This is a genomic window from Streptomyces sp. NPDC007856 (assembly GCF_042868225.1).
Taxonomy (GTDB): domain Bacteria; phylum Actinomycetota; class Actinomycetes; order Streptomycetales; family Streptomycetaceae; genus Streptomyces.
Genome location: NZ_JBIAEC010000006.1, coordinates 19,512 through 45,917, shown reverse-complemented (window position 1 = coordinate 45,917; position 26,406 = coordinate 19,512). Strand labels below are relative to the sequence as shown.

General features: G+C 73.6%; 18 protein-coding genes and 1 pseudogene. 11 read left to right on the top strand and 8 right to left on the bottom strand.

Annotation, left to right across the window (positions count from 1 at the left end; translation table 11 throughout):
* Positions 1-36: 36 nt before the first annotated feature.
* The 4 genes from ACFYOH_RS16010 to ACFYOH_RS15995 all read right to left on the bottom strand — a co-directional run bounded on the left by ACFYOH_RS16010 (position 37) and on the right by ACFYOH_RS15995 (position 3,526).
* Positions 37-411, bottom strand: a complete 375-nt coding sequence (locus ACFYOH_RS16010) for an RNA polymerase-binding protein RbpA (protein ID WP_009187548.1) — start codon at positions 409-411, stop codon at positions 37-39.
* Between the two features lie 278 nt (positions 412-689).
* Complete coding sequence (locus ACFYOH_RS16005) at positions 690-2,036, bottom strand: MFS transporter (RefSeq protein ID WP_388626041.1); 1,347 nt, start codon at positions 2,034-2,036, stop codon at positions 690-692.
* 63 nt (positions 2,037-2,099) lie between these two features.
* Positions 2,100-2,876 (bottom strand): glycerophosphodiester phosphodiesterase, encoded by a 777-nt coding sequence (locus ACFYOH_RS16000; protein ID WP_388626040.1) that lies wholly within the window; start codon positions 2,874-2,876, stop codon positions 2,100-2,102.
* On the bottom strand, positions 2,873-3,526 hold the full coding sequence (locus ACFYOH_RS15995; protein WP_388626038.1) for a YitT family protein: 654 nt from the start codon (positions 3,524-3,526) through the stop codon (positions 2,873-2,875). The genes ACFYOH_RS16000 and ACFYOH_RS15995 overlap by 4 nt, the downstream gene beginning before the upstream one ends.
* Positions 3,527-3,628: 102 nt before the next feature.
* Here ACFYOH_RS15995 and ACFYOH_RS15990 point away from each other — a divergent pair, with 102 nt between their 5' ends.
* A complete protein-coding gene (locus ACFYOH_RS15990) occupies positions 3,629-5,137 on the top strand; it encodes a PLP-dependent aminotransferase family protein (protein WP_388626037.1) in 1,509 nt (502 codons plus the stop codon).
* Positions 5,138-5,243: 106 nt separating this feature from the next.
* Here the strand turns inward: ACFYOH_RS15990 and ACFYOH_RS15985 are convergent, their stop codons facing one another.
* Entirely contained in the window at positions 5,244-6,857 is a 1,614-nt protein-coding gene (locus ACFYOH_RS15985; protein ID WP_388626036.1) for a hypothetical protein, read from the bottom strand.
* 40 nt (positions 6,858-6,897) lie between these two features.
* Positions 6,898-7,092 (bottom strand): hypothetical protein, encoded by a 195-nt coding sequence (locus ACFYOH_RS15980; RefSeq protein WP_055706964.1) that lies wholly within the window; start codon positions 7,090-7,092, stop codon positions 6,898-6,900.
* A 318-nt stretch (positions 7,093-7,410) separates the two neighbouring features.
* On the opposite strand from ACFYOH_RS15980, the gene ACFYOH_RS15975 reads away from it, so the two are divergent.
* The 5 genes and pseudogenes from ACFYOH_RS15975 to ACFYOH_RS15955 form a co-directional block, all read left to right on the top strand.
* On the top strand, positions 7,411-7,803 hold the full coding sequence (locus ACFYOH_RS15975) for an ankyrin repeat domain-containing protein (RefSeq protein WP_388626034.1): 393 nt from the start codon (positions 7,411-7,413) through the stop codon (positions 7,801-7,803).
* A 301-nt stretch (positions 7,804-8,104) separates the two neighbouring features.
* Entirely contained in the window at positions 8,105-9,523 is a 1,419-nt protein-coding gene (locus ACFYOH_RS15970; protein WP_388626033.1) for a HEAT repeat domain-containing protein, read from the top strand.
* A 183-nt stretch (positions 9,524-9,706) separates the two neighbouring features.
* The gene (locus ACFYOH_RS15965; protein ID WP_388626031.1) at positions 9,707-10,834 is read left to right on the top strand and encodes a glycosyltransferase family 4 protein; all 1,128 of its coding nucleotides are present in this window, start codon (positions 9,707-9,709) and stop codon (positions 10,832-10,834) included.
* A complete protein-coding gene (locus ACFYOH_RS15960) occupies positions 10,831-12,006 on the top strand; it encodes a glycosyltransferase (protein ID WP_388626029.1) in 1,176 nt (391 codons plus the stop codon). Before ACFYOH_RS15965 ends, ACFYOH_RS15960 begins: the two co-directional genes overlap by 4 nt.
* Positions 12,003-12,842 (top strand): annotated as a pseudogene (locus ACFYOH_RS15955) (SGNH/GDSL hydrolase family protein); the annotation flags it as partial. The gene ACFYOH_RS15960 and the pseudogene ACFYOH_RS15955, both read left to right, overlap by 4 nt.
* A gap of 857 nt (positions 12,843-13,699) precedes the next feature.
* Here ACFYOH_RS15955 and ACFYOH_RS15950 read toward each other — a convergent pair.
* Positions 13,700-14,539, bottom strand: a complete 840-nt coding sequence (locus ACFYOH_RS15950) for a putative hydro-lyase (RefSeq protein WP_388626027.1) — start codon at positions 14,537-14,539, stop codon at positions 13,700-13,702.
* 111 nt (positions 14,540-14,650) lie between these two features.
* Here ACFYOH_RS15950 and ACFYOH_RS15945 point away from each other — a divergent pair, with 111 nt between their 5' ends.
* The 4 genes from ACFYOH_RS15945 (at position 14,651) to ACFYOH_RS15930 (ending at position 22,642) form a co-directional block, all read left to right on the top strand.
* Positions 14,651-15,340: a GntR family transcriptional regulator gene (locus ACFYOH_RS15945; RefSeq protein WP_388626025.1), complete on the top strand. Its 690-nt coding sequence runs from the start codon at positions 14,651-14,653 to the stop codon at positions 15,338-15,340.
* 78 nt (positions 15,341-15,418) lie between these two features.
* Entirely contained in the window at positions 15,419-16,948 is a 1,530-nt protein-coding gene (locus ACFYOH_RS15940) for a hypothetical protein (RefSeq protein WP_388626024.1), read from the top strand.
* 31 nt (positions 16,949-16,979) lie between these two features.
* On the top strand, positions 16,980-17,858 hold the full coding sequence (locus tag ACFYOH_RS15935) for a hypothetical protein (RefSeq protein ID WP_388626023.1): 879 nt from the start codon (positions 16,980-16,982) through the stop codon (positions 17,856-17,858).
* Between the two features lie 68 nt (positions 17,859-17,926).
* Positions 17,927-22,642 (top strand): hypothetical protein, encoded by a 4,716-nt coding sequence (locus ACFYOH_RS15930; RefSeq protein ID WP_388626021.1) that lies wholly within the window; start codon positions 17,927-17,929, stop codon positions 22,640-22,642.
* Positions 22,643-22,672: 30 nt separating this feature from the next.
* On the opposite strand, the gene ACFYOH_RS15925 is transcribed toward ACFYOH_RS15930, so the two are convergent.
* Positions 22,673-23,200, bottom strand: a complete 528-nt coding sequence (locus ACFYOH_RS15925; RefSeq protein WP_388626019.1) for a hypothetical protein — start codon at positions 23,198-23,200, stop codon at positions 22,673-22,675.
* Positions 23,201-23,619: 419 nt separating this feature from the next.
* Between ACFYOH_RS15925 and ACFYOH_RS15920 the strand changes: the two genes are divergently transcribed.
* On the top strand, positions 23,620-26,406 hold a 2,787-nt coding region (locus tag ACFYOH_RS15920; RefSeq protein ID WP_388626017.1), incomplete at its 3' end, for a nitrate- and nitrite sensing domain-containing protein.

Below are 26,406 nucleotides of genomic sequence, written 5' to 3'. Positions count from 1 at the left end.
TTCGTATGCGCTGTGTCCGCGCCCAGCCCGCAGGGACTAGGCCGACTTACGGCTGTCCCGAGGATGAACCGCGATGTTCATCGCCCCCGAGCGCAGAACCGCCAGGCGCTCCTCGAGGACCTCTTCGAGCTCCTCGCGGGTGCGCCGCTCCATCAGCATGTCCCAGTGGGTACGCGCGGGCTTGGCCTTCTTCTCCTCAGGGCCGTCGCCGTCGACGAGGAGTGCCGGGGCCCCGCAGACCTTGCACTCCCACTCCGGCGGGATCTCCGCCTCGACCGAGAAGGGCATCTCGAAGCGGTGCCCCTTCTCGCATGCGTACTCCACGGCCTGGCGCGGGGCCAGGTCGATACCGCGGTCCGTCTCGTAGCTGGTCACCACGAGGCGCGTACCGCGAAGAGCTCGCTCACTCATGAATCGTGCCTCCCGGGCTTGTCGCCCACAGGACAGGTGTCGCTGTCGTCGTCATCCGGTCAACGTCCGGTCGGCGGTAAAGATTCCCGTTCCGTGTCCCGTTCCGGGTCATGCGTCGCCGTCGTAGCCGCCCCTTGTTCTACCCACCGGCGCCCGGTTTGTCACATCTGCTAGCAGATGTCACCCAGCGTTTCGGCATCTTTGACGCGCAGTAACGGTACGCCTGGCAGGCCAAAGGCGTACACTACCGCCCTTTCGCCTCAAGCGCTAAACCGGCGCTAAATCTTCTCCGGAACGGGATTGCCCGCCTCGCCGATCGCCCGCCGCACCGGGACCCGCGCCAGCAGCGTGAAGCCGATGACGAAGAAGGCCACCAGCGAGATGATCGCGGACCGATAGCTTCCGGTCAGCTGGTAGGTGATGCCGAACAGCAGCGGTCCGAGCCAGCTCATCCCGCGGTCGCTCAGCTCGTACGCCGCGAAGTACTCGGCCTCCTTGCCGGGCGGCACGAGATGGGAGAACAGCGACCGGGACAGCGCCTGGCTGCCGCCGAGGACCAGGCCGATCCCGGCGGCCAGCACGAAGAAGAACACCGGGGCCTTCGCGGGCAGGAAGTAACCGGCCGCCAGGGTCACCGTCCAGGCCACCAGCGAGCCCAGGATCGTCCGCTGGGCGCCGTACGTCCGCGCCAGCCGCCCCATCGCCAGCGCCCCCGCCACGGCCAGCACCTGCACCAGCAGCACGGCCACGATGAGCGTCGACTGGGACAGTCCCAGTTCCTGAGAGCCGTAGACGGAGGCCTGGGTGATCACCGTCTGGATGCCGTCGTTGTAGATGAGGTACGCCAGCAGGAAGGACAGCGTCAGCGGGTGCCGCCGCATGTCCCGGACCGTCGCCGCCAGCTGTCTGAGCCCGGGTGCCGAGGCGCGCTCCACGCGCGCGTGCCGGTCACGCAGCCTGCGCAGGGGTATGAGGGTGAAGGCGCCCCACCACAGGCCCGCCGAGGCCAGGCAGACCCGGACCGCGGCCGTCTCGGTCAGGCCGAAGGAGTCGTGCGCCGAGTACAGCACCAGGTTGGCGACCAGCACCGATGAGCCCGCGGCGTAGCCGAAGGCCCAGCCCCGGGAGGAGACCGCGTCGCGCTCCTCGGGCGGGGCGATCTGCGGCAGATAGGAGTTGTAGAGCATCATCCCGACGGACTGCGCCGCGTTGGCCACCACCAGCAGCGCCCCGCCGAGCAGATACCGGTCGCCGTCCAGGAAGAACATGCCGGTGGTCGCGGCGGCCCCGGTGTACGCCGCCGCCGCGAGCAGCGGCTTCTTGCGCCCGGTGCGGTCGGCCGCACTGCCCACGATCGGCATCACCACGACCGCCACGATCACCGACAGGGACACCGAGTAGGCGAAGAAGGAGCCGGCCCGGACCGGGACGCCCAGCGGATGCACATAGCCGTCGGCGTCCGCGGCCCGCTCGGCGACCGCGGTGAGGTAGGGCCCGAGGAACACCGTGACCACGCTCGTCGAATAGACCGAGCAGGCCCAGTCGTAGAAGTACCAGCCGCGCTGCTCGCGCCGGAGACCCGCGGCGTCGTCCGCCGCGTCCGTCCGCACGATGTCCGTGCTCACCCGTGCCCTCGCTTCCCCGCTCAAGTGCTCAAGTGCGAAGGCTCGGGCGGGGCGGCCGGGTGGTCAGACCCAGACCCCGCGCTCCTCCATGACCTTGCGCAACGTGTCGATGTGATCGGTCATGATGCCATCGACTCCCAGGTCCAGGAGCCGGTGCATGCGCTCGGGTTCGTTGATCGTCCACACGTGCACCTGCAGTCCGTACGCGTGGGCGGCGCGGACGAAGCGATGGTCGACCACCGGAACGCCCGACTGGGCCTCGGGCACCTGCGCGGCGACGGCGGACCTGCGCACGGCGGCCGGCAGCCCCCAGGAGCGCAGCCGCAGGTTCAGCACCCCACGGGTGCCGAAGGAGGTGGCCAGCTTCGGCCCGGCCAGCCGCTGGGCGCGCAGCACGCGCGCCTCGGAGAACGAGCCGACGCAGACCCGGTTCCAGGCGTCCGTGCGTTCGATCAGCTCCAGGAAGGGGCGCAGCGCGGGCTCCGCCTTGATGTCGACGTTCCAGCGGACCTCGGGGAAGGTCTCCAGCAGCTCCTCGAACAGCGGCACCGGTTCCCGGCCGCCCACGCGCGCGTGCCGCACGTCCTCCCAGGGCAGGTCCGCGATGCGGCCCGCACCGTCGGTGACCCGGTCCAGCGTGGAGTCGTGGAAGGCGACGAGCCGGCCGTCGGCCGTGGCGTGCACGTCGGTCTCGATGTAGCGGTAGCCCATTTCGACCGCGCGCCGGAACTGCGCCATGGTGTTCTCCAGGCCGTCGGCGGCACCACCGCGGTGGGCGAAGGCGATCGGGCCGGGATGGTCGAGGTAGGGGTGGCGTATGCGCGAAGTCGGGAGGGTCACCCTGGCAGTATGGCCCGCTCCGGTGTCGCGGTGGCAACGACCGTGCTGCCAGGCGATGCCGCCGGGACGGCGAACACCCGCAGGAACAGCTGTGCCAGCGGCCCGATGGCCATGGCGTAGAGCACGGTGCCGATGCCGATGCTGCCGCCCAGCAGGAACCCGCTGACCACCACCGCCACCTCAACGCCGGTCCGCATCAGCCGGATCGAGCGGCCGGTGCGCCGGTGCAGCCCGGTCATCAGCCCGTCGCGGGGGCCCGGACCGAAGCGTGCCGCGATGTAGAGGCCGGTCGCCGCACCGTTCAGCACGATCCCGGCGAGCAGGAGCGGGACGCGTACGACGACGGAGTGCGCGTCCGGGACGAGCGCGAGTGTGCCGTCCATGGCGAGCCCGATGACGAAGACGTTCGAGACCGTGCCGAGCCCGGGGCGCTGGCGCAGCGGGATCCACAGCAGCAGCACCGCCGCGCCCACGAGGATCGACACCACGCCGATGGTCAGCCCGGTGAACTCGGCGAGGCCCTGGTGCAGCACGTTCCAGGGCTCCAGGCCCAGGCCCGCCTCGACGAGCAGGGCGGAACTCACGCCGTAGAGCACGAGCCCGGTGTACAGCTGGATCAACCGCCGTCCGAGACGGCGCCGAGTGGACACGAAGTACCCCCCTGGGTGGTGGCGGTGGCCTGACGCATGTCACTCTGTGGCTTGGGAACAATATCCATCCATGGCCAATTCGGGGAAGGTGGACTGATCGTCATGGCGCAGTGGACCTCTGCCATGGGGGCCGCGCAGCTCGCCCGGCTCCTCAAGTCCCAGCAGGACCGCCCGGCCGGCCCCGGCACCCGCCGTCCGCCCGCCTACCGCGCCCTCGCCGACGGCATCCGGCTGCTGGTGCTGGAAGGGCGCGTCCCGGTGGCGGCCCGCCTGCCCGCCGAACGCGAACTCGCCCTCGCCCTGTCCGTGAGCCGCACCACCGTCGCGGCCGCGTACGAGGCGCTGCGCGGCGAGGGCTTCCTGGAGTCCCGGCGCGGCGCCGGCAGCTGGACCGCCGTGCCGGCCGGCAACCCGCTGCCCGCCCGGGGCCTGGAGCCGCTGCCCCCCGAGGCCCTGGGCTCGATGATCGACCTCGGCTGCGCCTCGCTCCCGGCCCCCGAGCCCTGGCTGACCCGAGCCGTGCAGGGCGCCCTGGAGGAACTGCCGCCGTACGCCCACACGCACGGCGACTACCCGGCCGGCCTGCCCGCGCTGCGCTCGATGATCGCCGAGCGCTACACCGCGTGCGGGATCCCCACCATGCCCGAGCAGATCATGGTGACGACCGGTGCGATGGGCGCCATCGACGCGATCTGCCATCTATTCGCCGGCCGGGGCGAGCGGATCGCGGTGGAGTCCCCGTCGTACGCCAACATCCTGCAGCTGATGCGTGAGGCAGGTGCCCGGCTGGTCCCGGTCGCGATGGCAGAGGGGCTGTCCGGCTGGGACATGGATCGCTGGCGCCAGGTCCTGCGCGAGGCCGCGCCCCGGCTCGCGTACGTCGTCGCCGACTTCCACAACCCCACCGGCGCGCTCGCCGACGAGGACCAGCGGCGCCGGCTGGTGGACGCGGCGCGTTCGGCCGGCACGGTGCTGGTCGCCGACGAGACGATGACCGAGCTGTGGCTGGACGAGGAGTTCGCGGACGGCGGGATGCCGCGCCGGGTCTGCGCCTTCGACCCGGCCGGCTCGACCGTCATCACCGTCGGCTCGGCGAGCAAGGCGTTCTGGGCGGGCATGCGGATCGGCTGGGTGCGGGCGGCTCCGGACGTCATCCGCAGCCTGGTCGCCGCGCGGGCGTACGCCGATCTCGGTACGCCGGTGCTGGAACAGCTCGCCGTCAACTGGCTCTTCAGCACGGGAGGTTGGGAGCAGGCGGTGGAGCTGCGCCGGGCCCAGGCCCGCGAGAACCGGGACGCGCTGGTGGCGGCGATCCGGCGTGAGCTGCCGACCTGGGAGTTCGACCTGCCGAAGGGCGGCCTGACCCTGTGGGTCCGCGCCGGCGGCCTGTCCGGCTCCCGGCTCGCCGAGGCGGGCGAGCGGACCGGCGTCCGAGTCCCCTCCGGCCCCCGCTTCGGCGTGGACGGCGCGTTCGAGGGCTACCTCCGACTGCCGTTCACCGTCGGGGGAGTGGTGGCGGAGGAGGCGGCGGTCCGGCTGGCCGCGGCGGTCCGACTGGTGGAGACCGGCGTCACGGGGGGTGTGGAGGCGCCGGGCACGTTCGTGGCTTAGGCCGGGCGCCTGGTGGCTCGGGGCGCGTTGCGCGTCAGCGGCTGCGGGTTCGGCGTGGCCGCGACGGCCACGACGAACCCGGCCCACGGTCCCAACCCCGACGGCGCTATCCGGCCGCCTCCGCAGGCACCCCCGGCTTCGTCAGATCCGCCGGCTCCGGAGCCTGTGCCGGCCGAGTCGGCTGAGCCCCCACGGCAGTGGCCCGCGCCGGCAGCAACTCCAGCACCGCCTGCCGATCGGCGTCGCTGGTCTCGTCGTCGTACGGGTCCGGCGTACGCGGCACCTGAAGCCGGTGCACCGGACCCGACCCCAGCCGCGCATACCCGCGCCCCGGCGGTACGTGCCCGAGCGGCGTGGTGTGCGGTCGAGCGCCCAGTACCGCCTCCACCTGCCGAGGCGCCGCGGGCCCGAGCACGACACGCGCGCGTGTGTGCTGCCGTACCGCGTCGCTCAAGGCCTCCGCGCTGTCGAACTGCTCGGCCACGACGATGGTCACGTTCGCCGCACGGCCGTGCCGCAGCGGCACCTGGAGCAGCGCCTGCGGGTCCTTGCGGCCGTCCATCGCGGCGAGGTGGGCGAAGACGGAGGGGCGGTCCAGCATGATCCACAGCGGCCGGCGGGCGTCGGCCGGTGGCGGGTCGCCCGCCTGCCGGGCCAGGTTGATGGCGATGAGCCGCCGCTCGGTCTCCTGCGCCGCCCACTCCAGGCTCGCAAGCGCACCGGGCAGCGCGCACTCCACGGACAGGACGCCGTGCCGGCCGGTCAGGCACGCGTACTCACCGGTGCCGCCGCCATCGACGATCAGGACGTCGCCGTACTGGAGGGCCTGCAGGGCGATGGAGCGGAGCAGGGTCGAGGTGCCGCTGCCGGGGTGGCCCATGGCCAGCAGGTGCGGCTCGGTGGAGCGGATGCCGGTGCGCCAGACGACCGGCGGCACGTCGATCTCTTCCTCTCCGTAGCAGAGGGGGAGCGTGCGCTGCACCTCGCTGGGGTCGGTGAAGCCGAGGACGGTCTCGCCGGGCGCGGTGACGAAGTGCTGGGCCGGGATGTCGGCGGGCAGCGGAGACAGGACGGTGACGGTGAGCTGGTTGCCCTCCTCGTCCCATGTGAAGCGGTACTCGCGGCCCCGGCCCGCCTTGGCGGTGAGCAGCTGCTCGATGCGCATGCGGGCCTCGGGCTCGCCGTCCGGGAAGTACGCGGGGTAGCGGATCTCCAGATGGCCGACGCGCCCCGCGTCGTCGAACTCGTGGGCGGTGAAGGCCTTCTCCCACTCCCCGCCGTGCGCGTACAGCGGCGCCGGGTCCTCGGGGGTGGAGAAGTACGGCACCAGGGCTTCGTACAGGGACTGGAGCCGTTCGATCTGGGACTCGTCGGGCCCCTCCGGGGCCGACGGGGTGCGGTCGCGGCCCTGCCAGGCCGCCGCCGCCATCAGGGTGATGACGGCGAGCAGCGGCCCGTACGGCATCAGCGCCACGGCCAGGATCACCGAGGCCGAGAGGAAGAGCAGCGGCCCGCGCTTGTCCTGGGGTGTGGCCGCCCATCTGCGCCGTCCGGCCGAGGCCAGCAGGCGCAACCCGCGCGTGACGGTGATCAGCGGGTGGAGCACGTCGGTGGCGCTGTCGGCCGCCGTCCGGGCCAGCTCCCGGCTCCGGGCGAGCTGGGTCCGGGCGATCTGGGCGCTGTCTTTGCTCAGAATGCGGGGGAGAGGGCGCCGGGCCACTGCTGTCTCCTGACGGTGCGTGCGGGCGGGACGGGCGGGGTCAGAACTTGATGCCGCCGAGGAGGCTCGCCAGGCTCTCTCCGCCGGCCTTGATGCTCGGGGCGATGCCCGTGTTGGCGAGGTAGAAGCCGAACAGGGCCGATGTGCATGCGTGCGAGCCCTTGAGGCCGTCCTTGCGGAAGAAGAGGAAGACGACGACGCCGAGCAGCATGACGCCTGAGATGGAGAGGATCATTGAGGGCCTCCTGGTGTCATTGGGTGGGGGACAGTCACCATGAGTTCTTCCAGGATCACAGGATGTATCCATACGATTAAAGGTGCAACTGAGTGAAATTCGGTGGATTTCACCCACTTGGCACAGTGGTCACGTCCGGCCCGGCTGAGCTGGGTGGTTGCCCCCGACGGGGGCTGTCGGTGATCTTTACCTCGGGCACATCGGGTCATGTGCCGCGCCAGCCAGTACGCTGGCGATTCACTCGTACGGCCGCGTTCCGCTCTCGCTGCCGTACGCTCCCTGAAGTCCCCGAAGTTCGCAGGAGAGGCGGTCCGGCCGATGAGTGAAGCCCCCGACCCCGAGGTCGTGGAGCTGGCGACCAAGATCTTCGATCTGGCCCGGCAGGGGCGGACCGAGGCGCTCGTGGCCTACGTGGACGCCGGCGTTCCGGCCAACCTCACCAACGACCGTGGCGACTCCCTGGTGATGCTCGCCGCCTACCACGGGCACGCCGACGCGGTACGCGCCCTGCTCGCCCGGGGCGCCGCCGCGGACCAGATCAACGACCGAGGCCAGACCCCGCTCGCGGGTGCCGTCTTCAAGGGTGAGACGGACGTGATCAAGGCGCTCCTGGAGGGTGGGGCCGACCCGGCCGCGGGGACCCCGTCGGCCGTCGACACCGCCCGGATGTTCGGCAAGGCGGAACTCCTGGAGCTGTTCGGCGCGCACTGACGCGCATGTCCTGACCAGGTACGACACGAAAAACGGGGGAGGCGGTAAGAGGCCGCCGGAAATACGGTCGCGGCAGCACAAACCGCCGGGTCATCATGACGACGTGATTCACGGACGCGATGGCTGGGCAGGGGATGCCGCACCGCGCGGACCGTGATGCGGTCCGCATGGGCCACCGACGAGAGGCAGAGAGAAATGGTCTTCGGCAAGCAAGAGACGGCGGGCGCTCCGACGTTGTGTCACGCGGCCAGGTAGTGCGTGTTCTCCGGTTGCGTCGACGCTTGATGTGAGGCTGTTTCCCATGTTCGATCCGGTCATAGCGCCCAGCGGTACGCTGCTCGGCCTGCTCCAGCGGGGCCGCGGCGACGGCACGCTGCACGCGCTCACCGCCCCGCGCGCCGAAGCCCTCGCGGCCCTGGACCACTGTGTACTGCGCGATCCCCGCCACGACTGGCAGGTGGAGAACCGCTCGCTCTACTACGCCCGTCTCTACCTCGACCTCAACGGCGAGCTGGACGCGATCGAGGCGCACCTCTTCGACCCCGAGGACGTCCTCGACACCGACGAGTCGCGCACCGGCCTCGCCCTGGCCGTGCTCGGGCACCTCGCCTCCTACGGCAGGCGGGACGCCCTCGTGCTGCTGCGCAGGTACGCCGCCCACGGCTCCAACTGGGCCTGGGCCCTGGACGAGCTGGCCCTCAGGGACGACGACGCGGGCCTGCGCGCCCTCGCCGCGCCCGTTCTGGCCCGCTTCGGCACCGACCCCGAGGGCGAGGCCGAGCTCGCCGCCGCCGTACGCGACGCCTTCGAGCCGCGGCCCTGGCGGCTGTGGGCCGAGGATCCGCGCGAATCGATCGCCACACGCGTGCGTGCCGCCCAGGAGACCGGCTGTTTCGACCGCTGGCAGCGGCAGATGCGGCCCACCGGCCCGCGGCCCGGATGGAGCGTGCGCGCCGTCTTCGAATGGGCCCAGCAGGGCATGGACCGCGGCGCCGCCCTTCATGTGCCGGCCGCCCGCTGTCTGGTCGCCGTGGCCGGCCCCGAGGACCGGCCGGAGATCGTCCAGGCCGCCCGCACCGGCATCGACGGGGCCCGTTGCACCGCGCTGCGCTATCTCGCCGACAGCAACGACCCCGAGGCCCTCGATCTGATCGAGGCCGCCGTCGCCGACGGCACGTCCGTCGTCGTGGAGGCCGCCGCCGACGCCTTCGAACGGATGCGCAGTGTCGCCGCCGTCGACCGCGCCCGCCGCTGGGCCCAGCGCCCCGACGTGCTCGGCGCCGCGGCCGGACGCATGCTCGCCTGCCGCGGCGGCGTCCAGGACCGCGACCTCGTCCTCGGCGCCCTCCGCGAGGCCGTGCGGGGCGAGGGCCCCGACGCGCCCACACTCTGGACCCTCGTCGACGGCACCGGACGCCTCGGCATCGCCTGCGCCGCCCCCGTACTGCGCCACATCTACCGTGAGACGGCCTCCTCCCATCTGCGCGGCCGTGCCGCCCGCGCCCTGGCCGCCACCGACCCCTCCTTCGCCACCGGCTTCGCCGTCGAATGCCTGTGGGACTGCGAGGAGACCACCCGCGAACTCGCCGCCCGGCACGCCGAGACCGGTGACGCCCGGGTCGTCGAGCGCCTGCGCCGCCTGGCCGCCGACCCGGCCGAGGAGGCGGAAGTGCAGACGGCGGTACGCAGCCGCTTCGGACCCGACGCGGCCCTCGGCTGACCCCACGCACACACGGCCCGGGCCGACGACCGCCCGCCGTGTGAACACCGGGTGTCCCGCAGGTCAGGCGGTCATGACGGCCGTCTGACCTGCCTGGGTGCGCAGCCCAACGCTCACAGGACGTTCCCCGGGCGGAAAGATCGAAGTCGACGCGGCCACGCCCCGCGCGGCGACAACACCCGTATGCGTGTCGTCATCGTGACCGAATCCTTTCCCCCCGATGTGAACGGCGTGGCCCACTGCGCGCTCCAGACCGCCCGGCACCTCGTAGATCGCGGTCACCATCCGCTCGTCGTCGCCCCCGCCCCCGCTCCGGGCAGCGGACCGGACACGGACGCCCCGTGCCCGGTCGTCCGGATCCCCTCCCTCCCGCTCCCCGGCTATCCCCAGGTCCGCGTCGCCCTCCCCAGCCGGCGGCTCGCCGCCGCGCTCGTCGGACACCGGCCTGACGTCGTACATCTCGCCAGCCCCTTCGTCCTCGGCGTGCGCGGCATGGCCGCCGCCGCCAGACTCGGCATCCCCGCCGTCGCCGTCTACCAGACCGACCTCGCCGGCTACGCCCGCACCTACATGGGTGCCGGCGAGGCGGCCGCCTGGCGGCGGATCCGCTCCGTGCACGCCGCCGCCGACCGCACCCTCGCCCCCTCCAGCGCCGCCCTCGGTGACCTGGAGGCGCACGGGGTACCCCGGGTCCGGCTGTGGCCGCGCGGGGTGGACACCGTACGTTTCCGGCCAGATCTGCGTGACGAGGCGCTGCGCCGCGAACTCGCGCCGAACGGCGAGTTGATCGTCGGCTACGTCGGCCGGCTCGCTCCCGAGAAGCACGTCGAACTCCTCGCCGGCGCCTGCGGCCTGGACGGCGTCAAGGTCGTGGTCGTCGGTGACGGGCCCAGCCACGCCCACCTCACCGAGGCCCTGCCCGGCGCCGTCTTCCTCGGCCGCCGCACTGGCGACGACCTCGCGCGGATCTTCGCCTCGCTGGACGTGTTCGCGCACACCGGCCCCTTCGAGACGTTCTGCCAGACCGTCCAGGAGGCCATGGCCAGCGGGGTCCCGGTCGTCGCGCCCGCCGCCGGCGGGCCGCTCGACCTGGTCGCCCACGGTCGCACCGGATACCTGGTCCCGCCGCGCGAGGTCACAGCCGTGACGGAGGCCGTCCGCGAACTGGCCGTCGACCCGGCGCGGCGGACCGCGTTCGGCGCCGCCGCCCGCACCATGGTCGAGGGCCGCACCTGGGCCGCCGTCGGCGACCAGCTGATCGCCCACTACGACGACGTGCTCGCGGCACGGAAGACGGCGGTGGCGGCATGACCGGCCAGTCCCTGCGCATCGTCCGGCTCGCCAACTTCGTCGCCCCGGCCTCCGGCGGCCTGCGCACCGCGCTGCGCGAGCTGGGCAAGGGCTTCCGGGCGACCGGCCACGAACCCGTCCTGATCGTGCCCGGCGAGCGGCACACCGACCGCGACACCGAGCAGGGCCGGGTCATCACCCTGCCCGGCCCGCTGCTGCCCGGCACCGGCGGCTACCGCGTCCTCACCGACAAGCGGCGCGTCGCCGCCCTCCTGGAGGAGCTGGCCCCGGACCGCCTGGAGGTCTCCGACCGCACGACCCTGCGCTGGACCGGCCGCTGGGCCCGCCGCGCGCGCGTGCCCGCCGTGATGGTCTCCCACGAGACCGCCGACGGCGTGCTGCGCACCTGGGGCCTGCCCGAGCACCTCTCCCGCCGGGCCGCCGACGCCCTGAACACCCGTACCGCGCACGTCTACTCGCGGGTGGTGTGCACCACGGAGTTCGCCGAGCGCGAGTTCGTGCGCATAGGCGCGCGCAACGTCGTACGCGCCCCCCTCGGCGTCGACCTGACGGAACGCCACCCCGCCCTGCGCGACCCGGGCCTGCGCACCCTGCACGCGCGCGGGGACGAGGCGCTGCTCGTGATGTGCTCCCGGCTGTCCGTCGAGAAGCGCCCCGGCACCGCGCTGGACGCCCTGGAGGGGCTGATACGGCGCGGGCGCCGGGCGGTGCTCGTGGTGGCCGGGGACGGGCCGCTCAGGGCCCGGCTGGAGCAGCGCGCGCGGGAGCACGGGCTGCCCGTGACCTTCCTCGGGCACGTCTCCGACCGGGCCGCGCTCGGCGCCCTCCAGGCGACCGCGGACATCGCCCTCGCGCCCGGGCCCGCCGAGACCTTCGGGCTCGCCGCCCTGGAGGCCATGGCGTGCGGCACGCCCGTCGTGGCGAGCGCGTCCTCCGCGCTGCCCGAGGTCATCGGCACCGCCGGGGCGACCGCGGCCGACCGCGGCGAGGCGTTCGCGGACGCCGTCGAACTGCTGCTGGACCGTGGCGAGCGCGCACGGCGGGACGCGGCACGCGCGCGTGCGGAGTGCTTCGGCTGGGGTACAGCCGTGGAGGCGTTCCTGGCCGCCCACGACGCGGAGGTGCTCCGCCCGACCGGCGTCCGTCGCACCGTGCCGGAGGGCGTGGCATGAGCTCCGTCCGCTTCGTCGCCCTCGGGGACTCGCTCACCGAGGGCGTGGGCGACCCCGTCGGGGACGGCTGGCGGGGCTGGGCCGCGCTCCTGGCCCCCGCCCTCGCCGCGACCGCCGACGCCGTGGAGTTCACCAACCTCGCGGTCAGCGGCGCGCAGACCCGTGACGTGCTGGAGCGGCAGACGCCTGCCGCCCTCGAACGCCGTCCCGACCTGGTGTCGGTGGTGATCGGCGTCAACGACACGCTGCGCCATACCTTCGACATCCAGGCGGTGGCCGCCCACCTCGACGCGGTCTACGCGGCCTTCACCCGCGAGGGCGCCACCGTACTCACCGCCTGCCTGCCCGACCCCGGCGCGATGCTGGGCCTGCCGAGCGCCCTGGCGCGTCCGCTGGCCCGTCGGCAACGGGCCGTCAACACGATCGTCCACGCGCTGTCCGAGCGCTACGGAGCGGTCCACCTGCATGCCGCGGACGGTGCCTGGATCACCGACCGGACCCTGTGGAGCGCCGACCGGCTGCACCCGGGCGAGCGCGGGCACCGGCAGCTCGCCGTCCGCTTCCACGCCCTGCTCACCGAGGCGGGCCGTGCGACGGGACAGCCGCCGTCCCCCGAACCGGAGTTCCCCGCCCCGACCCGGGCGGCGAGCCTGCTGTGGCTGGCCACGGCCGGCACCGCCTGGGTGGCCCGGCGCTGCAAGGACCTGCTGCCCCAGCTGCTGCGCCTGGCCGCCGACGAACTGCACCACCGGGCCCGGGGCACCAGTGCCCGACTCGACCTGAGCGCCGCGGCGGCGGTGTCCGCGGCCCTGGCCGCGTTGGGCCCCGGCCAGGACGCCGAGGCTCAGCGGCGCCCTGCGGACACCAAGGCGACACCAGGCGTACCGAGTCCGGCGCAAAGGGCCGCCGGCGCCGACACGGCCCTCGCGGCGACGCTCACCGGTGCGGCCGGTACGGCCCGTGCCGCGACGCTCACCGGTGTGGCCGGCGAGGTGGGTCCTTCCGCGGCCAGTGCGGTCGGTGAGGTGGGTCCGTCGGTGGTTCATGCGGTCGCTGAGGTGGGTCCGTCGGTGGTTCGTGTGGCGGGTGAGGTGAGTCCCTCCGCGGTCAGCGTGGTCGCTGAGGTGGGTCCGTCGGTGGTCCGTGTGACCGGTGAGGTGAGTCCTTCCATGGCCCACGCGGCCGGTGAGGTGAGTCCTTCCATGGTCAGCGTGGTCGGTGAGGTGGGTCCGTCGATGGTCCGTGTGGCCGGTGAGGTGAGGCCCTCGACGGTCCGTGCGGTCGGCGAGGCCGGAGCGCCGGGTGCTGGTGCGGTGCGTGCGGTCTCGGCGGTGGGCGCGGCCCATGAGGCGAGGCCGGCGCCGGGCCGCGCGGCCGCGGTGGCGGATGCGGGCTGCGAGGCCCTGGCGCCCGGTTCGGCCTGTGCGGCCGTGGGGGCGCAGCCGGGGCGGACCACCGTGGTCACCGGGTAGCGCCCGACGGGGCGGAGGGCCGGCCGGGAAGGGGGCCTTGAGGCCCGTCCAGGGGCCACGGCGCCGGACGCGCCCCCGCGGCCGCCAGGCCGCAAACGGCGCGGACGACTGCTGTCACCCGGTGACTCCCGGGCGGTCGGTGGGCCCTTCGGGAAGGTGACCGGATGTCCGAGGGGCCTGGTCCGTGCCGAGGTCCAGGCCCCACCGCGGGCGTACCGGCCTCAGACGATGCCGGCCAGCCGGTACTGCTCGTCGCGGGCGTCGGTCAGGAACATCTGGCCCGGGGCGTGGGTGATGGCGAACGGCGGCCTCGACGCCATCACGGCCGCCTGCGGGGTCACTCCGCAGGCCCAGAACACCGGGATGTCATCCGGCGCGACGGTCACCGGATCGCCGAAGTCGGGGCGGGCCAGGTCCTGGACACCGAGGGTTTCGGGATCGCCGCAGTGCACCGGACCGCCGTGCACGGCCGGCAACAGGCTGCTCTCCCGGATCGCGGCGCGGATGTGTTCAGGCGGCACCGGCCGCATGGACACCACCATGGGCCCCCGCAGTCGGCCCGCCGGCCGGCACGCGCGCGTGGTGACGTACATCGACACGTTACGGCCCTGCTCGACATGCCGGATCGGCACGCCCGCCCGGGCGAGCGCCCACTCGAAGGTGAAGCTGCAGCCGAGCAGGAACGAGACCAGGTCGTCCCGCCAGTGCGCACGCACATCGGTGGGCTCCTCGACCAGTTCGCCGTCCTTCCACACCCGGTAGCGGGGCACGTCCGTGCGCAGGTCGGCGCCCTCGGCCAGAACGGTCGACGTGGAGCCCGCGTCCGTGACGTCCAGCACCGGGCACGGCTTGGGATTGCGCTGGCAGAACAGCAGCATGTCGTAGGCCCAGTCGGCCGGCACCGAGATCAGGTTGGCCTGTGTGTGGCCCGCCGCGACCCCGGCCGTCGGACCCGCGAGGCCCTCCCGGAAGCGGGCCCGGGCGCTTTCCGGACTCCACGCGTGCGCGCGCTGGTCGACTGCTGTGACGGGGAGGTCCTCGGTACGCGGTGTCAGCGTCATGCCGGCTCCTCGGGAATGTGAGCAATGCCGTCTCCGAGACCGTAGAGGATCGTTCAACGATCCCTCAATACCCATGTTGTTTCGTTCCGGTCCGTGCGATTGAATTCCGGCATGACAGAGCAGCCGACCGCACTGGCCGACGACCGTGCGCTCCTGGGGCGTACCAGCACGGCGGAGCGGGTCTCGGACATCCTCCGGAGCCGCATCGCCGACGGGTACTTCCCGCCCGGCACCCGGCTGTCGGAGGACGGCATCGGCGGGGCGCTCGGGGTCTCCCGCAACACCCTGCGCGAGGCGTTCCGGCTGCTCACACACGAACGCCTGCTGGTCCACGAGCTCAACCGCGGGGTGTTCGTGCGGGTCCTGACCGTCGAGGACGTCGAGGACATCCACCGCACGCGCTCCCTGGTCGAGTGCGCCGTCGTGCGCGGGCTCGGCGAGCCGCCGTACCGGCTGGAGGGCGTCGCCGCAGCGGTCGCCGAAGGAGAACGGGCGGCCGCGGAGAACGACTGGACGGCGCTGGGCACCGCCAACATCCACTTTCATCGGGAACTGGTCGCCCTCGCGGGCAGCGAACGCACCGACGAACTGATGCGCAGCGTCTTCGCCGAGCTGCGGCTCGCCTTCCACGTGGTCGACGACCCGCGCCGGCTGCACGAGCCGTACCTCGCCCGCAACCGCGAGATCCTGCAGTCGCTGGAGGCCGGCGAGAAGAGCGAGGCGGAGCGGCAGCTGGAGACGTACCTCGCGGACTCACTGGAGCGGATGGTGGAGGTCTACCGGCGCCGGGTCGCCCCGTAACGACCCGCGACCCTGTCGACAAACCGGCGGACCCTGTCGTTTGGGTCGATGTCAGACCCAGGACCTAGTCTGTGCACCGTGACTTCGCCTGCATCGACGGACAGCGTTCCGCCCCAGCTCAGCGCGGGGCCGCGCCCCGCATTGGGCCCGGCCGCCGACGAAGGACTGGCGCGGCGGCTGCGCGCGCTCGCCTGCACCGCGCCGCTGCACGACCTCGACGCGCGCAAGGCCAACCTGGCCGGTGAGTACTCGGTGTACGGCATGGCCGAGGTGGCCCTCGCCGCCATCGACCTGGTCACGCTCAACATGGACTTCGACACCGGCGCCGACCACGAGCAGATCGTGGCCCGGCTCGTCCCGCGCATCGCCGCCCAGGCCCCGCACCGGCCGACCGCCGAGCACGAGCGCGTGGCCCGCTGGGTCCTGGAGAACCTGATCAACGTCGGCAGCGTAGACCGCGGCTTCCGCGCCGTCTACGGCACCTTCGCGCCGGACGGTACGTACGTCCGCCGGGACTACGACTTCAAGCTGATCGAGGAGGTCCCCGGCCCCGGCGGCACGGTGTACCTGCGCACGACGGACGAGGCGGTCAACGTCCTGGTCGGCGCCCTCGACACCGACGTCACCAGCGCCCAGATCGCCGCCGAGGTCAAGCTGGAGGTGCTGATCAGCCGCGGCCGGCTCGCCGACGCCCAGCTCGCCGCCGAACAGGCCCGCTACCGCACCGTGCAGTACTCGGAGACCCTGCGCCGCGCCCTGGAGGCCACCCGGCGCAACGTCCGCGCGGTCGACTGGCTCAGCGCGGTGCCTGACATGATCGCCGAGGCCCTGGACCACGTGGCCGACCGCTACCGCCACGAGAACGCGATCCTCACCAACATCCGCAAGGCCCGCGACGAGACCGAGGAGCCGGAGCACAAGCGCCGCGCCGCCGAGCTGGTGGACATCGTCAAGGACTGCATCCGGCGGCACACCCAGCTCCAGTCGCGGCTGCTGGAGGCCGGCCCGCTGTTCCGTGCCGAGCAGGACCGGCAGGCCTTCGCCACACCGGCGACGACATCCGGGATCGACCTGTACGGCCATCTCGTCGCCCCGCTCCTACCGCTGCCCCTGGAGCAGGCGATCCGGGTCACGGACGCGTTCTTCGCCCACGGCACGGGCTTGCGCACGCCGGTGTCCGTCCGGGTGGCGGACCTCGTCGACATACTGCTGACGCCGCCCGTCGAGCGGGAGCACCTGGGCGCGGAGATGCCCGAACCCGACCTGATCGCCACGCCGGACGACAGCCGGTTCAGCGAGGAGCAGCTGGCCGCCGCGATGGAACTGCTCGACCTGCCGGCCGACGCGCCGCGCAGGCTGTCGGGGCTGCTGTCCGAGGCCCGGCGCACCGGAGACCCCGATCTGGCCTATCTGGTGGCCCTGTTGGCGGTTCATGCGGCCAGTCCCGCTGTCGGTACCGCGTATCGGCAGGGCGAGGAGAAGCTGCTGTTCGCCGTGGACGACGGGACGGAGCTGGACGATCCCGAGTTCGGCGGGGCGGACCTGATCGTGGGAACCGCCCTGCTGGACGCGGCCGGGATGGCGGCGGACCGGACAGAAGCAGCATGAGTCAGCGACAGCACGACAAGGAGCCCCAACCGTGAGCGAGCACGTCGAGTGGAGTGAGGCGGAGTCGTCGGCACCGTCGGCGCCCGCCGCCGTCACCCCCGCCGACGCCGCCGACGCGGCGCGGCTCGTCGCCTTCGGGCTGCAGCCCAAGCTGCAGCCCGCGCGGGACCAGGAGTACACGGAGCTGCTGCGCCGGTACCGCGAAGACCCGGCGTTCGCGCGGCTCGCCGACGCCGTCGCCGCCGGCCTGGGCCTCGTCGTACTGGAGGTGTCCCCGCGCGCGGGCATGGCCGTCACGGCCGCCGAGGACTCGGTGTTCGCCGTCCGTATGGGCGACTACGCGCGTCGCACCGCCGCCGACTCCGGCGACCGCTTCCTGCACGGGCTCGCCCATCTCGCCGTCGCGGCACTGGCCTTCCCGCGCCCGGAGGACCTGGCCGACGACAGCTACATCGGCCGCGTCACCGTCAACGGCGTCGACGCCTTCGTACGGCAGGCCTGCCGGCGCCTGGAGGAGCGGGCCGAGGAACTGGGCGAGAACACCGACCCGGCGACCGACGCGCCCGGCCTCGAGGCCGCCTGGCGCATCTGGGCCAGACGCAGCGCCACCGGCGCCACCAAGGACGCCCGCCGCCCGGCCGCCTCCACCACCGGCATCGTGGCCAAGGCCCTCGCCTTCCTCACCGACTCGGGCTTCCTGCAGCGCACCGGCGACGACGGCGGCGGCACCTACCGCACCACGGCCCGCTACCAGCTCCAGGTCCGCGACATGGCCGGCAGCGCCGCCATGGCCGAACTGCTGGAGCTGGGCGTCGTACCGGTGACCGACGGCACGGCCAGCCTGCTGCCCGCCGAGGACACCGAGGACCTGGAGCTGGTGGCCGACGCCGGGCTGCCCTTCCACTCCTGAGGGCCGGCCGCCGAGCCCGCACCTTTCCTGAACCACCGCACCTTTCACCAGACTTACGAGAGTCCGCCATGTACGAGCTGTCCCGGGTCCGCCTCTACTCCATCGGTCCCGCCGGTGCGCGCTACGCCGACACCGTGCTTGACCTGCGGGGCGTCGGCGAGCCCGTGCCCGACCCGGCGCCCACACAGGCGGAGTTCTTCGAGGAGGAGCCGTCCGGCCCGCCGCGCCGGCCCGCGCCCGCCGGCGTGCTCTTCCTGGAGAACGGCGGCGGCAAGTCCGTCCTGCTCAAGCTGATCTTCTCGGTCATGCTCCCGGGCCACCGCAACACCCTCGGCGGCGCCAGCACCGGTGTGCTGCGCAAGTTCCTCCTCGCCGACGACTGCGGGCACGTGGCGCTGGAGTGGCAGCATGTGCAGACCGGCGAGTGCGTCGTCGTCGGCAAGGTGAGCGAGTGGCGCGGCCGGCAGGTGTCCAACGACCCGCGCAAGTTCGCCGAGGCCTGGTACTCCTTCCGGCCCGGCCCCGGACTGAGCCTGGACAACCTGCCCGTCGCCGAATCCACCGCCGTACGGCCGCCCGTGGAGGGCACCTCGGGCGCCCAGGGCCGGCGCCGCACCATGAAGGGCTTCCGCGACGCCCTCACGGAGGCCGGCAAGGCCTACCCGCACCTGGAGGTGCACTGGGAGGAGATCCACGACCGCTGGATCGAGCACCTCGGCGACCTCGGCCTCGACCCCGAACTCTTCCGCTACCAGCGGGAGATGAACGCCGACGAGGGCGAGGCCGCAGGGCTCTTCGCGGTCAAGAAGGACTCCGACTTCACCGACCTGCTGCTGCGCGCCGTCACCGACACGCGTGACACCGACGGCCTCGCCGACCTCGTCAGCGGCTTCGGCAACAAGCTCGGCCGGCGCGCCGAGCTGATCGCCGAACGGGACTTCACCGCCGGGTCGGTCGACCTGCTCGGGCGGATCGTCGAGGCCGCCGAGGCCCGCTCACGCGCGCGTGACATCCACGCGGGCGCCGAACGCCGTACCCGCACCCTCGCCCGGCGGCTGTCCGCACGGGCGGTGCAGGAGCGGGTGCGCGCCGCCGACCTCGCCCAGCGGGTCACGGCCGCCGCCTACGCCGTCACCCACTCCGAGGGCGCCCGCGAGCGCAGCGCGCTGATCGCGGCGGAACTCGCCTACCGGCACGCCTCGCTGGCCCTCGCCGCCGCCGAGAAGTCCGCCGCCGCCCAGAAGCGCGAGCTGGCCGACGCCCGCACCCTGCACTCCGCCTGGCAGGCCGCCGAGGCCGTGCTGCGCCACCGCGCCGCCGCCGACCGCGCAGCGCGTGTGTCCGCGGCCATCCAGGAGGCGGAGCGGGACGCCGCGCCCGCGCTCGCCGCACGTGCCAAGGCCGCCGTGGACCTCGTACGGGCCCTGCACGCGGCCGCCGAGAGCGCCGAGACCCTCGCCAACGAGGAGGAGGAGCGCTCCGCCGCCCTCCAGGAGGTCGGCGACTGCGCCTACCGCGACTCGACCACCGCCGCGACCGAGGCACAGCGCGCCCGCAGCGAGGCCGGGCATCTTCGCCAGCGCCTCGCCGAGGTCGAGCAGGAGACCGCCGAGGCCGTCCGGGCGGGCTGGCTCGACGACAGCGCCCCGGACGCCGACCCGGCGCGGGCCGCGCTCGCCGCCAGCGACGCCGAGAAGAGTGCCGTCGCCGCCTGGGACGCGGCCCGCGAGGCCGCCCGCAAGGTCACCGAGCACGCGCGCGAGGCGGCCGCCGCCGAGTCCCGCGCGGAACTGACCGCCGCCCGCGCGGCGGACGCCGCGACGGCGGCCGAGCGGTCCTACGAGGCCGAGCGGCGCCTCGCCGAGTCCCTGGCCGCCGAGGAGCGGCTGGCGGAACTGCTCAGCCTGCCGGGTGCGCCCGGGCCGGGCCGGGCCGACGTGCCCGGACCCCGGACCGGAGCCGACGACAACCCCGGCGGCGGGGCCGGCCCGGCAACGTCCGGCGCAGGCGCGTCCGGTGCCCGTTCCGAAGCCGGGACGGCCCCGCACGGCCGGCCCCCGGCCGAAGGCTCCCTCACCCCCGAGGAACTCGACCGTTTCGCCGACGAACTGCGCGAACTCCTCGACGACGCCGTCTCGACCGCCGAACGGCACCTCTTCGAGCTGCGCACCGCCGCCGCCGACGACTCCCGGATCCTCGGCGCGCTCGGTGACGGCGGACTGCTGCCGCCCGGCCCGGACGTCCTGGCCACGGTGGAGTTCCTCGGCGAGCACGGCATCCCGGCGCTGCCTGGCTGGCGCTATCTCGCCCAGGCCGTCGACCCCGCCGACCACGCGCGCGTGCTCGCCGCCCGCCCGGAACTGGTCGACGGCGTGATCATCACCGACCCCGACACGCACGCGCGTGCCCGCGAGGCGCTCGGCGACGCCGCGCTGCTGCCCCGCTCCGCCGTCGCCGTCGGCACGGCCGCCGCCCTGCTCGCCCCGCCGCCCGCCGACAGCGCCGCCTCCCGGGACGTCTTCCTCGTGCCGCCGAACCCGGCCATGCACGACGAACACGCCGCCGACGAGGAGCGGCAGGCACTGCGGGCGCGGGCCGGCGAGCGGGACGAGGAGATCCGCACGCTCGCCGCCCGCCTCGGCAAGGACCGCGAACTGGCCGCCAGGCTCGCCTCCTGGCGCACCGGCTGCCCCGCCGGACGCCTCTTTGAACTGGCTCAGGCCGCTCAGGAGACCCGTGCGTTCGCCGAGGAGGCCGAGGCCGAGCTGGCCGAGGCCCGCACGGCGCGCGCGGAGGCCGACGAGGCCGCCGCCGAGGCCGCGCAGGTCCGCGACGAGCGGCAGGAGGCCGCGCAGAAGGCCCGTCGCGCCGCCGACGCCCTCGCCGGCCTGGCCTACCGGCTCCGCGAGCGCGCCGGCTGGCAGGTGAAACTCCGCGAACTCGCCGACGAGGCCGCCGAGTCCGAGGCCCGGGCCCAGGCCTGCCTGGAGCGCGCCCGTGCCGCCGACGAGGACCGCCGCGCGGCCCAGCGCGCCGCCGACGACGCCCGCCGCACCGCACGAGCCCTGCGCGCCGAGCGTTCCGAGATCGCCGGCGCCCCCGACGACGTACCGGTCGAGGACGCGGACGCCCCCAGGGCGTCCCTGCCCGCCCTCCGCGAGGCCTACCGGGCCGCCTCGCAGGTGTACGAGAAGGTCGGCGTCGGTGCCGACCTGCGCGCCGAGCAGGCCCGCGCGGAGAGCGACGAGAGCGCCGCCCGCGCCGAGCTGGACCGGCTCAGCAACAAGGTCCGCACCCGCGCCGAGCAGCTGCTGCAGTCGCCGGACGGCTCCGACGGACCCTCCCGGCAGGCCGCCGCCGCCCGCGCGGAGGAGCTGGTGCAGCTCCTGGAGACCCGCATGTCCACCGCGAGCGAGCAGCTCGGCCGGCTGCGCGGCGAGGCCGAGCGGCACGCCCCCGAGGACGGTGAGGCGCACACCGAGCTGCCCGAGGAACTCGTCCCGCGGGACGCCGAACACGCCCAGGCGCTGCTGCGCACCGCGACGGGCGAGCTCGCCGCCCGCACCGGGGCGCTGGCCGAGTCCCGTGACGCACACGCGGAGCTGCTGGAGGCCCACCGGGCCGCCGAGGACGCGGCCGGCGGCTTCGACGAGACCGCCGCGATGCTCCGTGACCTGCTGCGCGAACACGCCTCCGAGGAGGAGCCGGAGGAGCCGGAGCCGTACCCCGGCAGCCTGGAGGAGGCCCGGCACTCCGCGGCCGAGGCCCGCCGCTCGCTGCGGGGCTGCGCCGCCGACCTGTCCGCCGCCGAGGCGGCCGTGCGCGAGGCGAGCGACGTCCTCGTCCGGCACGCCAACTCCACGCGCTACGAGCAGGTCCGCACCCCGGCCCGGCAGCAGATCCGCGAACTGCCCGCGTCCGCACTGCCGGAGCACGCGCAGAAGTGGGCGGACGCGTTCGCGCCCCGGCTGCGCGTCCTGACCGACGAGCTGGCCCAGCTGGAGCGCAACCGCGACTCGATCGTGGACCGTCTGAGGGGCCTGGTGGAGTCGGCCCTCGCCACCCTGAGGTCGGCCCAGCGGCTGTCCCGGCTGCCCGAGGGACTCGGCGAGTGGTCCGGCCAGGAGTTCCTGCGCATCCGCTTCGAGGAGCCCGATCAGGCCACGCTCACCGAGCGGCTCGGCGAGGTCATCGACGACGCCACACGCGCGGCCGTGAAGAAGAACTCCGACCTGCGCCGGGACGGCATGTCGCTGCTGCTGCGGGGAGTCGCGGCCGCACTTCAGCCGAAGGGCGTGGCCGTCGAGATCCTCAAGCCCGACGCCGTACTGCGCGCCGAGCGCGTACCCGTGGGGCAGATGGGCGATGTCTTCTCCGGCGGCCAGTTGCTCACCGCGGCGATCGCCCTGTACTGCACGATGGCCGCGCTGCGAAGCAACGACCGGGGCCGGGACAAGCAGCGGCACGCCGGCACGCTGTTCCTGGACAATCCGATCGGCCGTGCCAACGCCACCTACCTGCTGGAGCTGCAGCGGGCCGTGTCGGACGCGCTCGGTGTGCAGCTGCTGTACACCACCGGCCTGTTCGACACGACCGCCCTGGCCGAGTTCCCGCTGGTCATCCGCCTGCGCAATGACGCCGACCTCAGGGCCGGCCTGAAGTACATCAGCGTGGAGGAACACCTCCGGCCCGGACTGCCCCAGCAGCCGCAGGCCGGGGAGGCGGTGCACAGCGAGATCACGGCGACGCGGATGTTCAGGAAGCCGGTGTCGAACACGCCGTAGCAGCCGGCCGCGGGGAACTCAGGGGCGGCATCACAGGTGGGACAGCTGCCCGGTGCCCCGGCGGCGTATGCGGTCCTGCTCGCGCAGGGCCGCGCGCTCCGCGCGCCGGCGGGCGCGCCGCTCACGGCGCAGTGCCCGGGCCGTGCTGCTCGGCTCCGAGACCACGCCGTACCGCTGGTTCCACACCTGGCGGGTCACCCATACGTCGACCACGGCCCAGGTGGCCACCACCGTGCTCGCCACACTGCTGATCACCATGGGGAAGGCCAGCCAGGACTCGGCCAGCGTGCACAGGAATGCCACCATCGCCTGGATCAGCGTCACCGCGATGATCAGCAGCGCCCGGACCGCCGCCGTACGCACCGGATCCGGCATCGGATGGCGTCTGGCGGGTTCCTCGACCCACAACGGCCGGGAGTACCGCTGCCGTCCGCCGGTGGACTCCCTGGCGCGCCCTTGCGCCGGAATGTCGCGATCCGGTGCCTCCGGGCCCCGCCGGGCCGCCGAGCGCCCCGCCACGTTCTTCTCGGGCGCTTCGCGCCACTCCGTCGTGCCCATCACCCGCGTCACTCCCCACCGCCAGCAGACCGCTCGCCCGGTGTCACAAGACTCCGGCTCCCCAGTGGCTGCCCGGCTTGCGCTGTTTTACGCCGCCGGGATGCGGGATGCGGCACCTGTGGCCCATTCCGCCCCCATTTCCCGTACAGAAGGACGAACGATCCCGCCCGAAGATTCCCGACGGGGGAAGAAAACCAGCCAACCGCCCGGTCAAGGCATCTCCGTCCGGCCGGGCGCGGCCGTGGGATCGCGGTGGCAATCTCCCGCAATGACCGGACAACTCGCCATCTCTCGCCGCGGGGACGGAAGTTCACCCTCCGGACATGTCTTCGAGTTAACTGTGAGGCGGTAGTAGGCTCGCGCCGTTTGTTGACGGACATGTGCACCCCCGACCGGCGGGGGTCGAGCTGGGGGAGGCCATGCGCTTTCGCGGGAAGTCGATCCGCCGGAAGATCGTGGCGCTGCTTCTCGTGCCGCTGGTGTCCCTGACCGCCATCTGGGGCTTCGCAACGGTACTCACCGGGCGCGAGGTCGCCCGCCTGTTCCAGGTGACGGACGTCAAGCAGGACATCGGCTATCCCGCCGAGGACACCGTCCGCGTACTGCAGCAGGAGCGCCGCCAGGCCCTCGTCTACCTCGCCGATCCGAGAGCCGCCGACAGCCTGTCCGCGCTGCAGCGCACCCGCGCCGCAACCGACCGGGCGATCGCCACGATCCGCAAGAACGCCGGCGACCACGACGTCGTCGACAACATGGACGCGGACGACAGCGAACGCCTCACCGCAGTCCTCGACGCCTTCGACGGCCTCGGCTCCCTGCGGCGTGACGTCGAGCAGCGCACGGTCACCCGCGCTCAGGCCTTCGGCCTCTACAACCGCCTGGTCGACCCCTGCTTCACGCTGTTCGCCGCCCTCGAAGGCATCGACAACGTCGATCTGGACACGCAGGAACGCGCGCTGGTCAACGTCAGCCGCGCCCGTGAACTGCTCTCCCGCGAGGACGCCCTGCTCGGCTCCTCCCTCGTCGTCGGGCGGCTCACCCGCGACGAGACCCGCGACATCTCCGCCCTCGCCGCCCAGCGCAGCGTCCTGTACGACGTCAGCCTGCCGCTGCTGCCGGCCGCCGACCGCGAACGCTACGAACGCTTCTGGAAGGACGCCACCACCGCCCCGCTGCGCACGGCCGAACAGACCGTCATCGGCACGGACTCCGGCACGCCCCGCGGCGTCACCGCGCAGAGCTGGGACTCCGCGGCGGCGAGCGTCCTGGACGCACTCGGCACCCTCGACGACCAGGTCGGCGACCGCCTCCAGGACCGTACCCATCCGGTGGCCATGCGCGTGATCCTGCAGGCGGCCGTCGCGGGCCTGCTCGGCCTGGTCGCGCTGGTGTTCTCCGTCTTCCTGTCGGTCCGGATCGGCCGCGGGCTCATCCGTGACCTGCGCCAGTTGCGGCTGGAGGCGCACGAGGCCTCCGGGGTGCGGCTGCCCAGCGTGATGCGCCGGCTGTCCGCGGGTGAGCAGGTCGACGTCGAGACCGAGGTGCCGCGCCTGGAGTACGACAAGAACGAGATGGGCGAGGTCGGCCAGGCCCTCAACACCCTGCAGCGGGCCGCCGTCGAGGCCGCCGTCAAACAGGCCGAACTGCGCTCCGGAGTCTCCGAGGTCTTCGTCAACCTCGCCCGCCGCAGCCAGGTGCTCCTGCACAAGCAGCTCACGCTCCTCGACACCATGGAACGCCGCACCGAGGACACCGACGAACTCGCCGACCTCTTCCGCCTGGACCACCTCACCACCCGTATGCGCCGGCACGCCGAGGGCCTGGTGATCCTCTCCGGCGCCGCCCCCTCCCGGCAGTGGCGCCGCCCGGTTCAGCTGATGGACGTCGTACGCGCCGCCGTCGCCGAGGTCGAGGACTACGAACGCATCGAGGTACGGCGGCTGCCGCGGGTGGCCGTCACCGGCCCGGCCGTCGCCGACCTCACCCACCTCGCGGCCGAACTCCTGGAGAACGCCACGGTCTTCTCGCCCCCGCACACCGCCGTCCAGGTCCTCGGCGAGCGGGTGGCCAACGGCTTCACGCTGGAGATCCACGACCGGGGTCTCGGCATGACGGCCGAGGCGCTGCTGGACGCCAACCTGCGCCTCGCCGAGACCCCCGAGTTCGAACTGTCCGACACCGACCGGCTCGGCCTGTTCGTGGTCAGCCGCCTCGCCCAGCGGCAGAACGTACGGGTCTCGCTCCAGCCGTCGCCCTACGGCGGCACCACCGCGGTCGTCTTCATCCCCGACGCACTGCTCAGCGACGACGTACCGGACACCAACGGCCTCGGCTTCCGTCTCGACCGGGACCGCCGGGCGAAGGGGATCGGGCAGGCGGTCCGCGGCGCCGGACGGTCCGCGGCACCGGCGCAGCTGCCCGGCGTGCCCACCTCACTGCTGGACGGCCCGGTCGAGCTGGGGGTGCCGGTGGATCTCGACGCCATCGACGACTTCCCCGGCGTCCTGGGGGACGAGGACAGCGAGCGCGGGGGACTGTTCCGGCCCCGTCGCTCCCGCACCCGCGCCGACGACGAGGCGTCTTCCCCGTCCGCCGACCGCGCGTCACGCGGAGAGACCGACGACCGCGGACCCGTACCGCTGCCGCGCCGTCAGACTCCCAAACTGGTCAGCTCGCACGGCAGGCCCGTCACCGACCAGCGCCCCCGCCGCGACGAACCGGACCAGCTGCCCTTCGCCGCGTCCCGTCGCCCCGAGACGGGCGGACCGGCCCCGCTGCCCTCCCGCCGACGCACCACGGCCTCCCGCCTGGACGGGTTCCAGGAGCGCGAGGTGGCTCCCGCCGAACTCAGGGACGGGTTCCAGGAGCGCGACGCGGCCCCCGCCGAACTCACCGACCGAGTCCAGCAACACGGTGCGACCCCCGCCGACGACATCGACAGGGCGCCTGACATCCCGGCCCTGTCCCGGCGCGCCAGGTCGTCCGAGCCCGCCGCCGACGACATCGACAGGGCGCCTGACATCCCGGCTCTGCCCCGGCGTGCCAGGCCGCCGGAGCCTTCCGCCGATGGCGCCGGCGCGGCGGCGGACGTCCCGGCTCTGTCCCGGCGTGCCAGGTCGTCCGAGCCCGCCGCCGACGACATCGACAGGGCGCCTGACATCCCGGCTCTGCCCCGGCGTGCCAGGCCGCCGGAGCCTTCCGCCGAT